At 69.9% G+C, this 13769-nt stretch carries 11 protein-coding genes; 7 read left to right on the top strand and 4 right to left on the bottom strand.

Annotation, left to right across the window (positions count from 1 at the left end):
* Positions 1-2 precede the first annotated feature (2 nt).
* The 3 genes from AC07PA_RS28765 to AC07PA_RS28755 form a co-directional block, all read right to left on the bottom strand.
* Positions 3-1691 (bottom strand): AMP-binding protein, encoded by a 1689-nt coding sequence (locus AC07PA_RS28765; RefSeq protein ID WP_494606601.1) that lies wholly within the window; start codon positions 1689-1691, stop codon positions 3-5.
* Between the two features lie 26 nt (positions 1692-1717).
* Positions 1718-2491 (bottom strand): nitroreductase, encoded by a 774-nt coding sequence (locus AC07PA_RS28760; RefSeq protein ID WP_494606603.1) that lies wholly within the window; start codon positions 2489-2491, stop codon positions 1718-1720.
* Between the two features lie 89 nt (positions 2492-2580).
* Positions 2581-3708, bottom strand: a complete 1128-nt coding sequence (locus AC07PA_RS28755; RefSeq protein ID WP_494606605.1) for a calcium:cation antiporter — start codon at positions 3706-3708, stop codon at positions 2581-2583.
* A gap of 425 nt (positions 3709-4133) precedes the next feature.
* Between AC07PA_RS28755 and AC07PA_RS28750 the strand changes: the two genes are divergently transcribed.
* From AC07PA_RS28750 to AC07PA_RS28725, 6 genes are all read left to right on the top strand, one after another.
* Positions 4134-7379, top strand: coding sequence for a sensor domain-containing protein (locus AC07PA_RS28750; RefSeq protein ID WP_494606607.1), 3246 nt, complete (start codon positions 4134-4136; stop codon positions 7377-7379).
* A gap of 39 nt (positions 7380-7418) precedes the next feature.
* Positions 7419-8198 carry a hypothetical protein gene (locus tag AC07PA_RS28745; protein WP_494606609.1) on the top strand — a complete coding sequence of 260 codons (780 nt, stop codon included), beginning with the start codon at positions 7419-7421 and terminating at the stop codon, positions 8196-8198.
* A 28-nt stretch (positions 8199-8226) separates the two neighbouring features.
* Positions 8227-8676 (top strand): hypothetical protein, encoded by a 450-nt coding sequence (locus tag AC07PA_RS28740; protein WP_494606611.1) that lies wholly within the window; start codon positions 8227-8229, stop codon positions 8674-8676.
* A gap of 33 nt (positions 8677-8709) precedes the next feature.
* Positions 8710-9351 carry a VOC family protein gene (locus tag AC07PA_RS28735; protein WP_494606613.1) on the top strand — a complete coding sequence of 214 codons (642 nt, stop codon included), beginning with the start codon at positions 8710-8712 and terminating at the stop codon, positions 9349-9351.
* A 43-nt stretch (positions 9352-9394) separates the two neighbouring features.
* The gene (locus AC07PA_RS28730) at positions 9395-9958 is read left to right on the top strand and encodes a DUF6891 domain-containing protein (protein ID WP_494606615.1); all 564 of its coding nucleotides are present in this window, start codon (positions 9395-9397) and stop codon (positions 9956-9958) included.
* Positions 9959-10045: 87 nt separating this feature from the next.
* Positions 10046-11179 carry a GntR family transcriptional regulator gene (locus AC07PA_RS28725; RefSeq protein ID WP_494606617.1) on the top strand — a complete coding sequence of 378 codons (1134 nt, stop codon included), beginning with the start codon at positions 10046-10048 and terminating at the stop codon, positions 11177-11179.
* Here AC07PA_RS28725 and AC07PA_RS28720 read toward each other — a convergent pair whose 3' ends face one another.
* Positions 11180-12520: a class-II fumarase/aspartase family protein gene (locus AC07PA_RS28720; RefSeq protein WP_494655406.1), complete on the bottom strand. Its 1341-nt coding sequence runs from the start codon at positions 12518-12520 to the stop codon at positions 11180-11182.
* A gap of 213 nt (positions 12521-12733) precedes the next feature.
* Here AC07PA_RS28720 and AC07PA_RS28715 point away from each other — a divergent pair, with 213 nt between their 5' ends.
* Positions 12734-13762 (top strand): porin, encoded by a 1029-nt coding sequence (locus AC07PA_RS28715; protein WP_494606621.1) that lies wholly within the window; start codon positions 12734-12736, stop codon positions 13760-13762.
* The last annotated feature ends 7 nt before the right edge of the window (positions 13763-13769 follow it).

Genomic DNA, 13769 nt, shown 5'->3' with positions numbered 1-13769 from the left:
GCTCAGCCTGCGGGCTCTGCCTGAACCTGCGCCAGCCTGGTGATGGCCTCGCGGCTGCCCGCGATCTCGCGCAGGCGGAACTTCTGGATCTTGCCCGTGGCCGTGCGCGGCAGCAAGTCGAAGACGACCTGGCGCGGGCACTTGAAGCGCGCCAGGTGGGTGCGGCAGAAGTCGATCAGTTCCTCGGCGCTCACGCTGCCCACGGCCTCGGGCTTGAGCTCCACGAAGGCGCAGGGCACCTCGCCCCAGCGCTCGTCGGGCTGGGCCACCACGGCGGCCAGCAGCACGGCAGGGTGGCGGTGCAGCACGTCTTCCACCTCCACCGAGGAGATGTTCTCGCCGCCCGAGATGATCACGTCCTTGGAGCGGTCGGTGATCTGCACATAGCCATCGGGGTGCAGCACCGCGATGTCGCCGGTGTGGAACCAGCCGCCGGCAAAGGCCTTGGCCGTGGCGCCGGGGTTCTTGAGGTAGCCCTTCATCACCGTGTTGCCGCGGACCATGATCTCGCCGGCCGTCACGCCATCGGCCGGCACAGGTTGCAGCGTATCGGGGTGCAGCACACGCAGTTGCTCCAGCGCGGCGGCGCGCACGCCCTGGCGCGCCTGCAGGCGGGCGCGGTCTGCAGCGGGCGCCGTGGCCCAGCCCGGTTGCTGGACGCAGCTCACGGGTGTGCCCGAGACTTCGGTGATGCCGTACACATGGTCCACGTCGAAGCCCATCGCGGCGATCGCCTGCAAGATGGCGGCGGGCGGCGGCGAGCCCGCCGTGAGCACGCGCACCGGGCGCGGCAGCACGATGCGCTCGTGCGCCGGCGCATTCGCCAGCATGGCCAACACCGTGGGCGCGGCGCAGAAATGGTCCACGCCGTGTTCGGCAATGGCCTCGAAGATGGCCCGGGCCGTGACCTTGCGCAGGCACACGTGCGTGCCTGCGGCTGCCGTGACGGCCCAGGTGAAGCACCAGCCGTTGGCGTGGAACATGGGCAGCGTCCACAGGTAGACGGGCCGGCGCGGCATCGCCCAGTCGGTCATCTGCAGCAGGCTCATGAGGTAGGCGCCGCGGTGGCTGGGCACCACGCCCTTGGGGTCGCCGGTGGTGCCCGAGGTGTAGTTCAGTGCGATCGGGTCCCACTCGTCCTCGGGCCACAGGCCTTCAAAAACCGGGTCGCCCTCGGCCAGCAGGGTTTCGTAGTCGAGCACGCCAAAGGCCGGCTGAGCGGGCAGGCCCGCATCGTGGATGGCGACCACCAGCAGCGGCTGCGCCAGGCCGGCGACGGCCTGGGCCGCAAGCGCCGCGAACTCGCCGTCCACCAGCAGCACGCGCGCCTCGCCATGGCGCAGGATGAAGCCGATGGCCTCGGCGTCGAGCCGGCAGTTGATGGCGTTGATGACCGCACCGCACAGGGGGATGCCCAGGTGCGCCTCCAGCATCGCGGGCGTGTTGGGCGCGAGGATGGCCACGGTGTCGCCGCGCTGCACACCCCGCCTGGCCAGCGCGCTGGCCAAACGGTAGGCGCGCTCGCGTGTCTGTGCCCAGGTCTGCGTGCTGCCCGCGTGCACCACGGCAATGCCATCGGGATGCACTTGCGCGCTGCGGTCCAGAAAGCCCAGCGGCGTGAGCGGCAGGTGGTTGGCGGGAGTACGTTCCAAGCCTTGCTGGTAGGGGCTGCGGTGGGGGATATGGCTCATGCGGGTCTCCATTTTTGGGGGCGCGGTCAGGGGTGAAAGGTGGTGAACGACTCGACGCTCTCGCGCTCGGTCACCAGCGTGTTCTCGATGCAGGCCGGGTCGGCATGGCCCAGGCCCATGCCACAGACCACCATCTCGGTGTCGGGGATGCGCAGCTCGGCATGGATGACCTGGTGGAACCTGGTGAACGCCACCTGCGGGCAGGTATCGAGCCCGCGCGCGCGGGCCGCCACCATCAGGCTCTGCAGGAACATGCCGTAGTCGAGCAGGCTGCCGGCCTGCAAGGCGCGGCTCACCGTGAAGATCAACCCCACGGGCGCATCGAAGAAGCGGTAGTTGCGGCCGTGCTGGGCATGCATGCCCGCCTTGTCGCCCTTGGCGATGCCGAGCAGGCCATACAGGTCCCAGCCCACCTTGCGGCGCCGGTCCACATAGGGCGAAACCCAGTCGATGGGGTAGTAGTGGTAGGGCTCGGTGAGGGCCGCTGCCGCATCGCCGTCGTTGTCGACGGCGGCGATGGCGGCGCTCAGCCGCTCCTTGGCGGCACCCGTGAGCACATGCACGCGCCAGGGCTGGGTGTTCATGCCCGAAGCCGCATGGCGCGCCACGTCGAGGATGGCATGCACCTCGTCCAGCCCCACCGGCGTGGGCAAAAAGGCGCGGATGCTGCGCCGCGAGACGATGGCCCAGTCCACCGCCTGGCGCAGCGGCTGGGCCGCGATGGGGGCCGCACCGGGCGAGCGGTCGGGGTGTGCGATGGCGGGGCCGGGCACGGCCGTGGGCAGGGGTGAACAGGTCATGGCGGCATGCTAGGCATGGCCGCCGTGCATGACTGTCGATGCGATGACATTCCGGGAAATCCCGGGGCCCCGGTGTCTCTGGCGCCGCCTCAGGGGAGAAAGAGCACCAGCCCGAACACGGCGAAGAGCGTGAGGTGCATCAGCCCCTGGATCGGCGAGCTGCGCTGCCCGTTGAAGCTGAGCACAGAGAGCGCGACCGTCAGCACCAGCAGCACCACCTCGGTGCCCGACAGGCCCATGGCCATGCGCTGGCCCGTGGCCACGCCGATGAGCAGCACGGCCGGCACCGTGAGGCCCACGGTGGAGACAAAGGCCCCCAGGCACAGGTTGAGGGCGCGCTGCATCTCGTTGGCCATCGCGGCGCGCACGGCGGTGATGGATTCGGGCGTGAAGACGAGGATGGCGATGAGCACCCCGCCCACGGCGGCAGGCGCGCCGGCCGCGGCAATGCCGTAGTCGGTGACGATGGCCAGGTAGTGCGCCAGCAGCACGATGGGCAGCACCAGCGCCAGCAGCACCAGCGAATGCACGAGCGCAGCGCGCCGGCCGGCGCCCGGCTGCTGCGGTGCCAGTGCCAGCGCCGGCGGCGATGCCGATGCCGGCACCGCCATGCTGCCGGCCGCAGGCTGCAGGAAGTAGCGCCGGTGGCTGCGCATCTGCAGCCACAGGAAGGCCGCGTACAGGCAGGCCGTGAGGGCGGCCATGCCCAGCGCCTGGGGCGTGGAGAACGCGCCCGCCCCGCCCAGGTGGTTGGGCAGCACCAGCGCCGTGCCGGTGAGCAGCACGATCATGCCCAGGTAGGCCGTGGCGCCCTGGGCGTTGTACTCCTGGTCGCCGTGGCGCGCCGCGCCGGCCACCAGGCAGATGCCGATCACCAGGTTCATGATGATCATCATCACCGCGAAGATGGAGTCACGGCCGATGGCCGAGGAGTCGCCCGGGCCGAGCAGCACCGAGGCGATCAGGATCACCTCGATGGAGACGATGGACAGCGTGAGCACCAGCGTGCCATAGGGCTCCCCGAGCTGCTGCGCGAGGTGGTCCGCCTCGTGCACCACCCCGAACGAGGCCGCGAGGATGGTGGCGAACAGCACGCCGAAAGCGACGGCCGCGACACCCGGGCCCAGCGGCGCCGCCAGCCAGGTGCTGCCGAAGGCGATGAAGAGACCGGCCACCAGCCACGCGCCGGCCAGCAGGGCCCAGGTGGCGGGCGCCACCAGGCGCGCAGGACCCGGAGCTGCCGCCCGGGCCTCAGGGGCTGGAGGGACCGACGGATGGGAAGGCGCCACAGCGCTGCGACGCGAAGTACGGGAGGTACCGGGGGTACGGGGAGTGCGGGGGTGAGAGGGTTCGGCCTGTCCATGTCGTCCACCAGGGGGAAAACAAGGGCCGTCCCCCGGTGTCGGTACACGGCCGAAGTCGTCCACGGCCTGGCTGGCGCAGGGTGCGCAAGCGCTGCCATTTTACCACCCTCTCCACCCGCAATCCAGGCCGCGCACCCGGCGCCTGCCCCGCGGTGGGCTCTGGACCGTTGCGTTTTCGGGGGTTTATCCCGCCTAGCGCAACCAGCGCCCGAAGCGTAACCTGTTGTCACAAACACGGGGGCAATGCGATGGCCCACACGCTGCGCGACCGGTATGCAATGACCTCCATGGCACTGGGGGCCCTGGGTAGTGCTTTTGCCTTCGTTCTGGTCCTGCGCGCGGTCTTCCCGCAGCTGGCCTTGGGCAGGGGTTTCGCCGATGCGGTGGAGCCCGGCATCCACGCCGCGATGATCCTGCTGCTGCTGGGCGCCGCCCTGTGCCTGCGCGCCTTCCCCGATACACACCGACCTGCCCAGGCAGCGGCCTCGCTGCTGGCGCTGGCGGCCGGCCTGTACAGCGTGCTGGCCCTGTGGCGCGCGCTGGCAGGGCCCGATGCGGCGGCCACCCTGCCCGGCTTCCTCAGCGGCGGCAGCCTGCAGGCCGCGAGGACCCACAGCATCTCGCCCAATGGCGGCGTGGCCTTCATGGCGTGCGCGGCCGCCCTGTGGTGCGCCGCCCCCATGCGCCGCCCCCGCCACCGGCGCGCCGGGCGGATGGCCCTGGCGCTGCTGGCCACCGTGGCCACCCTGGGCCTGGCCGGCCACCTGATGGGGCTGGAGCTGCTGTACCGCGTGGCCTCGCACAACCAGATACCGATGAGCACGGCCGTGGCGCTGCTGGTGCTGGGTGCGGGCATCTGGCAGTTGCGCGACAGGGTCCCCGTCGACCGGACACGCGACCCGCAGTGGCTGGAGCGGCGCATCACCTACCGCGCCATCACTGCGCTCACGCTGGTCGCCGTGGGCGGGGGCATCGCGGGTTTTGTCGCCATGCGCGAGACCTTCGAAAAATCGGTGCTGCAGGCCATGGAGCAGTCGGCCCGCACCTATGCGCTGGCGCTGGACGACGCACTGCGCAGCAGCCTGGCGCTGTCGGCCGCCGCCGGCGACCGCCCCGCGCTGGCCGAGGCCATGGCGCGGCTGAACGCCTCGCCCCGCGACACCCAGGCCAGCGAGCAGCTGGACGCGCAGACGGCCGACTTCCTCGTGGGTGGTGTGGACGGGGTGCGTTTTCTCGATGCGCGCGGGCACCTGCTGCGTTCGGCCGGCCTGTTCCTGGGCGACAGCGCGCGCTCCATCGAGCCGCTGGACATGGACGGGTCGCAGCACGCCGAGCTGCGCTGGAACGCCGGCTATGTGCTGCGCACGCTGGTGCCGGTGCGCCAGGGCGGTGCGGTGGTGGGCCAGGTGGTCATGGAGCAGAAGCTTCGGCTGTTCGACCGCCTGATGGACCAGATGCGCCGCTCCACCGAATCGGCCGACGCCGTGATCTGCAGCCGCCGCGCCGACGTTGCCGCCTGCGCCCCGAGCCGGCTCTACACCGCGCCTTTCACCGTGCCGCTGTGGACGGCCGCGGGCAAGCCCAGCCTGCCCATCAGCCTGGCGCTGCTGGGCCAGAGCGGGGTGAGCTATGCCCGGGACCTGCGCGGCGTGCCGGTGGCGGCCGGCTACAGCCCCATCGGCAGCTACGGCCTGGGCCTGGTGCTCAAGACCGATGTCACCACGCTGTACGCGCCCCTGCGCGGGCAACTGCACCTGATCGCGCTGTCGGTGCTGGGCCTGGTGGCCGCCGGCACCTGGGCGCTGCGCGGCCGCGTGCGGCCGCTGCTGGCCACGCTGGTGCAGGAGCAGCAGCGCACTGCCGACATCCTGAGCACGGCGGGCGATGCCTTCATCGCCGCCGGGGCCGATGGCCGCGTGACCGACTGGAACCCCGAGGCGGCGCGCATGTTCGGCTGGAGCGCGGCCGAAGCCATCGGCCGGGACATGGTGGCGCTGATCGGGCCGCGCATTCCCCCGCACGCGCCGCTCACGGCCCATGCCCAGCTGCTGGACCTGGGCCGCAGCCTGGCCGCGGGCCGCCCCGCCGAGCTGCTGGGCCGCCACCGCAATGGCAGCGAGGTACCGGTGGAGATGATGATGGCGGTGCAGTCCACCGCCAGCGGCCCCGTGGCGAATGCCTTCTTGCGCGACATCCGCGCGCGCCGCGAGGCCGAGCAACGCCTGGCGCGCACCGAGCAGCGGCTGCGCGACGTGCTGTGCAACCTGCCGGCCGTGGTCTGCCATTTCGATGCCCGCCAGCGCTGCCTGTTCGCCAACGACTACGCGCTGCAGTCGCGCGGGCTGATCGAGCGCCCACAGGTCGGCCTGTACGCCCAGGAGCTGCTCGGCGACGTGCAGTACGCCCTGCACCTGCCCTACCTGCTGGAGGCGCTGGCCGGCCGGCGCGCACAGTTCGAGGGCTGCGTGGACCACGAGGGCACGTCCCGGCACCTGCAGAGCCACCTGATCCCCGAGTTCGATGCCGGTGCTGGCGAGGGTGGCGACCCGCCGGCCGTGGTGGGCTTCTACCTGATGTCCTTCGACGTCACCGCCCTCAAGGAGCTGCAGCTGCGCCATGAACGCACCGAGCGGCGGCTGCGCGCCATTGCCGACAACCTGCCGGTGATGATCACCTACATCGACCGCGCCCACCGGCTGCAGTTCCTGAACCACACCTTCGAGGAGTGGACGGGGCTTCCCATCGAGCATGCCCTGGGCAAGCCGCTGCCCGAGGTGATCGGCCCGGCCCTGTATGCCCAGCGCGCAGACCCCTTGCGCCGCGCCCTTTCGGGCCAACGTGTGCAGTTCGAGGTGGAGTCCGAGGCCCTGGGCATCCGGCGCATCCTGCAGACCGACTACATCCCCGACATGCTGGCCGTGGGCGAGGTGCTGGGCATCTACACGCTGACCACCGACGTGACCGCCATCCGCCAGTCCGAGCGCCGCATGAAGGAGCTGGCCATGACCGACACGCTCACCGGCCTGGCCAACCGGCGCCAGTTCGACATCCACCTGGCCGCGGCCCTGCAGGCCAGCCAGGTCTCGGGCACCGGCATGGCGCTGATGTTCCTGGACATCGACCACTTCAAGGCCATCAACGACACCTGGGGCCACGCCGCCGGGGACGCGGCCCTGGTCACCATGGCCGAGCGGCTGCGGGAAGCCGTGCGCAGCACGGACTTCCCGGCGCGCATCGCCGGCGACGAATTCGCCGTGGTGCTGCCCCACCTGTCATCGTGCGACGAGGCCCAGACCGTGGCCGACAAGGTGCTGCACGCCATCCGTGAACCCATGCCGATGCAGCACCACCACATGCCCCGGCAGATGACCACCAGCGTGGGCGTGGCCTACCTCGCCCCCGGCGAGCAGCCCGTGCGCCCTACCGATCTGCTCCTGGCGGCCGACCGCGCACTGTACGCGGCCAAGCACGGCGGGCGCAATGCCTGCGCGGTGCATGTGGTGGATTTTCGGGAGCTGGGGTAGGCACCCGCCATGCGATGGCATGGCGCGCAATAATGGGGCATGCGCCCAGGCTGGAATCCCGTCCGAAGAAACCGCCACATCGGCACCCCGGCCCAGGGCCATGGGGAGGACAACCGGCTGGCCATCCCGGAATCCCGGCACGACCGCAGCTTCTTCTACGAGCGCCTGGGCACCCATGCGACTTTCACGCAGCGGGTCAGCGGTCACTACCTGCGATTCTTCGTGCAGCCCACCCTGGCCGGCTGGTTCCACCCCTGCTCCGTCGAAGATGCACTGGCGCTTCTTGAGCACGTGCCGCCAGAGGATCTCGCAGTTCTCGATTTCATCGTGATGCGCCAACCCACGCGCAAGCAGCGCATCCTGCGGCCAGTCTGGGGGCGGGCAGTGTTCTCTTTCGAGATGCCACCCCATGCCGGGACGGCCATTGTTCTCGAAGCGCAGCACCTGGAGCCCACCGTCTGGCGCAATTCATTGGGGCCCGAAGACCGGCGCGAGCTGGACAGGCTGCAGTCCGATGGCCACCAGATCCGCAAGACCCGGCGCACCATCATCATCGCACCCACGGCGGCCAGTCTGCGCAATACCGTGCTGTACCGAACCCTGCTGCACGAGCTGGGCCACCATGTGGACTACAGGCGCTTTTCAGCCGACGAATGGGACAGCCGCCCTTCGCCGCAGAAGGAGGACTATGCGCACCGCTATGCAACGGAGCACGGAGCCAGGCTGCGGCAGACGGGGTCGGTTCCGTTCGATTCGCAGCGGGACACCGCCCTGCGCTTGGCGCATGGGTTGAAGGACGAATGGTTTTGCGCACCCTGACGGGCACGACGAACATCCAACGTTTGCAGTGAACAGCCCCACGATCTACGACGCCGACAGCCAGCCCCATGCGCTGCAGTGGCGCGCACTGGACGGCGCCGAACGCATACGCGCCGTGGTGCATTTTCACGTGCAGCACGGCATCGCGGTGCCAAACCTCAAGTGGCACGCGCTGATGCACGTAAACGTCGAGAACATGCTCCTGCCCGCGCGCAGCCCGATGTCACGCGCCCTGCAACGACTGCAGGACCAAGGTGTTGGCCGGCACGACGCCATCCACACGTTTGCGGCGGTTGCGCTTGCGCATCCGGTGGACGATCTCACGGGAGACCCTCGGCTGTCTCCACGAGAACGGCAGTTGGCCTTCAACAGCGCCATCGATGCACTGACACGAGAGCAATGCCATCGCTATGTGGACAAGGCCCGGAAAATGTTCAACCTGGGCTTGTCCTTCGATCGGGCCCGTTCAGATACCTAGAAACTGGCCCGACCCATCAGCGCCGGAGCCCCCATGCTCACCCTCGACCACCTGACCCTCATCGCCCCCACGCTCGAAGAAGGCGTGGCCCATGTGCGCGAGTGCCTGGGCATCGACATGCCCGCGGGCCGCCAACACCCCGACATGGGTACCCACAACCGGCTGCTGCGCCTGGGCGAAGATGTGTACCTCGAAGTCATCGCCATCGACCCCACCGTCCCCGCCCCGGCGCAGGCGCGCTGGTTCGGGCTGGACGACCAGGATGCCGTGCGGGAGGCATGGAACCGCAGCCACCGCCTGCGCGGCTGGGTGGCGCGCACGCAGCAGATGGACGCGGTGCTGGCGCAGCACGGGCACCTGCTGGGCCGCAAGACCCAGCTGTCTGCCGGGGCCGCCCCGCCCTACTTCTTTGCCATTCCGCCCGGGGGCGGGCTGCCGCTCGCAGGTGTGGCCCCCTCGGTGATCGACCGGGGCCAGCGCCCGCCACCGATCGCAGCCATGCCGGATCTGGGCGCTCAGCTTGGCAGTTTCACCGTCGAGCACCCCGATCCCGCCATGGTCCGCGACCTGTACGCGGCGCTGGGCATCGCGCACGCGCCCCAGGTCGAAAAGGGCGCTACATTCCGCTACCGGGCGGAGATACGCATGCCCGGCGGCCTGCGCCTGCTGTACTGAGCGGCGCCCCCCCCCCTCTACCGTCCCCTTGCCAAGACCCGCCATGGCCCTTGATCCCGACGTGCTCCGAGAAATCCAGGGCCTTGTGCGTGGCGGCTTCGAAGACCGCGAGCGCATCGTCGAAATCCTCACCGAGGAGATGTACGCACCCGGTGAGCTCGATGCCGACGCGGTCGAGCAGGCTGTGGATGCGGCCGTACATGAGCACGAGCAGGCCAAGAAGAGCTGGCCCGCCACCACCGACTGCGACCGGCTCGATGCTGCGTTCAAGGCGCTGGCACAGCGCGGCGTGATCGCGCTGCACAACGCCGGGTACACGCAAAGCGATGGCTACAGCGATGTGCGGGAGGCCCATGCCGATGCGCCGGACCGGTCGCGCGTCGTGGGCTATTGCTTCTACCACGGGCAGGACCTGGCACGCGCCGTGGACGGCGGGGGGCTGTTCCTGGCCTTTGGCCCGATGGATGCGCGCACGGAGGACACAGAGGGTCCGCGCATCGGCAGGCTGGTCACCGAAGAGCTGCAGCGCGCCGGGCTCCAGGTGCAGTGGGACGGCACGTTCAACCAACGCATCCACATCGCGGCGTTCGACTGGAAGCGGCGCTGAAGGCGGCGACCGCCCCTTCCCAGAACGCCCGCCCTGGGCCAAGCTGGCGGCGATGCCATGCAATTTGTGGTGTATTGTATGGACACCATGCGCAGCAGCTCCCCGCCCGATCTTGAACAGTTCCTGGACCAATTGGCCCACGAGGCCCACCCCGGTGACCGGCTGCCCACCATCCGCGAATTGATGAAGCGCTTTGGCGCCTCGCAGATGCTGGTGCAGCGCGCCTTCCAGGGCCTCAAAGACAAGGGCTTGATCGACTCGCAGGTGGGCCGGGGCACCTACTTCCGGGGCACGGGCAGCGCACGAGCCCCTGCTGCCGCAGCGCCTGTCGACAGCGAGCGGCCCAGGGCTGCTGCGGCCGGCGCCACGCCCTCCTCCGTGAAATCCGTGCTGCTGCTGCGCCGCTCCATCAGCATTGCGCGCGGCCGGGTGCTGGTCGAGGGGCTGCAGCGCCGCCTGGCCGCCGAGGGGCACCGGGTGCTGGAGCTGTCGTACACCGACCCCGACCATGCGCTCACGGTGCTCAAGGGCCTGCCGCGCTTCGATGCCTGCGTGGTGCAGTCCACCTTCAAGGCCATCCCCATCGCCCTGCTGGCCGCGCTGCGCGACAAGTGCGAGGTGCTGGCCGTCGATGGCGCAGCGCTGGTGGGCGCTGACGTGGAGGCCGTGGGTACCGAATGGGGCGAACCGCTGGCCGCAGCCGTCGAACAGCTGGTGCAGCAAGGGCACCGTCGCATCGCCTATGCCACCACGGCGCATCCTTTTCTGGCCACCCAACTCGGTCGGCGGCGCTTTGCCCATCTGCAGCACACCCTGCCCGGGTTGGAGCTGACCGAGATCACGCAGGACACGCTGCCGCACGAGGACTACACCGCGCGCCTGGTGCAGCAGCTGCAATCCCGTGCCGATGCCGCCGGCGCCCTGCCCTTCAGCGCCCTGGTGGCCTGGGGCATCGAGGACGGGGCCCTCTTCCAGCGCCTGCTGGCCCAGGCCGGCATCGCCGTGCCCGCACGGCTGAGCGTGGTGCTGCTGGGCCGCACCGACCTGGCCAACGAGCATGCCGACTTCTTCGACGTGGTGGGCTGCAGCGTGGCCGACCAGGTAGAGGCGCTGCACGGCGCCATTGCCGCGCGCTGGGCCGATGCCCACCGGCCCTATGGCGTGCACCTCACGCCGGTCGTGCGGCGCGCGGGCGCTTCGGTGGCGGCACCTGGGAAATAGCTACGCGCCAGGCGCCACGCGCGCCACGGTCTGCACCGTGAGCGCGACCGATTCGCCCACATAGGCCGCCGCATCCAGCGCCTGCAGCAGGTCGGCCGGCAACGCGCCCCCCTCGAATGGCGGCAGCGCGCGGATCGCATCCACAAAGGGCAGGCCCTCGGACTGCGCGCGCTGCGCTGCGGCGTAGAGCAAACGGTGTGCCTCGTGCCGGCCCATGCGCTGGGTCAGCCGCATCATCACGGCTTCGGACGCGATCAGCCCCTGCGTCAGCCCCAGGTTGCGCGCCATGGCCTCTTCGTCCACCACCAGGCCGCGGGCCAGGCGCGCCAGCGTCTCGGCCACCGAGGTGGCGATGATGGCGATCTCGGGCAGCAGGGTGTCGGCCACGTTGGTGGCCGATGAGTCGCCCTCGTCCATGCGCACCATGGTGTCCTGCGCAGCCTCGGTGCGCGTGCGCAGCATGCGCGCCAGGCTCACCAGTTGCAAGGCGGTGGAAGGGTTGCGCTTTTGCGCCATGGTGGAGCTGCCCACCTTGCCAAGGTGGAAGGCTTCGGCCACCTCGCCGATCTCGGTGCGCTGCAAAAAGACCAGGTCCTGCGCGATCTTCTGTGCCGTGCCGGCCAGCAGCCCCAGCGCCGCCACGTAGTCGCCCACCCGGTCGTAGGACGAGCGCAGCGGCATGTCCGCCGGCAACAGGCCCAGTTGCGCGGCCAGCCGTGCCTGAACCGCTGGCCCCAGCGGCCCGGTGGCCGCAAAGGTGCCGATGGCGCCGCCCATGCTGGCCGGGAAGGAGGTAGCCAGCCGCTCGGCCAGGCGTTGGCGGCTGCGGTCGAGCTCGTCCACCCAGCCCGCGAGCTTTAAGCCCAGCGTCATGGGCAGCGCATGCTGGCCATGCGTGCGCCCGGCCATGGGCGTGGCCTGGTGCGCCAGGGCCAGTGCGGCCAGCGCACCGATGGCGCCATCCAGGTGGCCCGCCAGCAATGCGTGCGTGCGCTGCATCTGCAGCGCGCTCGCCGTGTCGAAGATGTTCTGCGTGGTCGCCCCCCAGTGGATGTAGCCGGCCGCAGGCTCGCCGCACAGCGCCTCGAAGCGGTGCAGCACCGGCACCAGCGGGTGCTGGGCAAAGGCAATCGCCTCGGCCAGTTGCGGCAGGTCGAACAGCTCGGCACGCGCGTTCGCGGCAATCACCGGCGCCGCCTCGGGCGGGATCACGCCCAGCTCGGCCTGGGCGCGGGCCAGCGCGGCCTCCACGTCCAGCCAGGCCTGCAGGGTGGCGCCATCGGTCCAGAGGGCCTTGGCCTCTGCGCTGAACCAGTGGCCCGTGATGAAGGATTCGAACATTCCGACCGCCATGTGTGCTCCGTTCATACAATCTAGGGTATGTCCCTGGATTGCACTTGTATTGTATTGATTTACCTATGAAAACCGGCGCGCCTTAGGTCGCTTGGCGCTATGGGCGCTGCATCGATTGAATTGCATTGTATTGCACAATTCAAATTCAATACATACAATTTGCCCGTCAGCCACAAACCCCATCCAATCGGAGACAGATCCATGACACGGCATTCCCCGGCAGGCACCCTCGCCTGCTCCACCCCTCTCGCCCTGCTGCTGGCCCTGGCCGGCCTTGGCGCCTGCAGTGCAGCGCAGTCGCAGTCCTCGCTCACCATCTACGGCATCGTCGACCAGGGCCTGGCGCGCGCCAACGGCGGCACCACGCCGGGTGCACTGCTGCCCGGCCGCGGCGTAACGCCGCTGGTGTGGACGCTCAAGGCCGGCAACACCTCGCGCCTGGGCTTTGCGGCGCGCGAGGACATGGGTGGCGGCTTGTACGCGCGCTTTCAGCTGGAGCACCGCTTCGCCGCCGACACCGGCGCACCCAGCAACGCCAGCGTGTACTGGCTGGGCCGCTCGGTGGTGGCCCTGGGCAGCAAGGACTGGGGCGAGGTCTACGCCGGCCGCGAATACTCGGCCGCCTACACCGTGGCGCTGAACGCCGACCCGACCTACTGGAGCTATGTGAGCCAACTCGGCTCGGCCTACACCTACGCCAACTACACGCCGGTGGCCGCCACGGTGGAGGCCTCCAACATCCGCTGGGCCAATACCGTGGGCTACAAGTCGCCCACCCTGGCCGGCGTGAGCGCCGAGATCGCCGCCGCCCTGGGCGAGGGCACGCGCAGCAACGCCACCTCGGGCAACCTGCAGTACAAGAACGGCCCGGTGTGGCTGGGCGCGGCCTTCGACCGGCTCGACGCCAGCACCCACATGGCGCTGGTGGCGGGCGGCTACGATTTCGGCGTGGTGCAGGCCAAGGCCAGCATCAGCCGCGCCAAGGGCGGGCTCAACGGCGATGCCACGGCCTACAGCGTCTCGGCCCTGGTGCCGCTGGGCTTTGGCCGCACCTACATCATGTACGGCAGCCTCAAGCCCGCCACCCACCTCGATTCGCAGATGATCGGCCTGGGCCTGCAGTACGACCTGAGCAAGCGCACTTTGCTCTACACCAATCTGGGCACGGCCCAACGCGACGGACTCACCCGCACCACGGCGATCGATTTCGGCGTGAAGCACACGTTCTGACCAGGAG

The sequence above is a fragment of the Acidovorax sp. GW821-FHT09B03 genome, from assembly GCF_059418305.1.
This window is presented reverse-complemented; position numbering and strand designations above follow the sequence as displayed.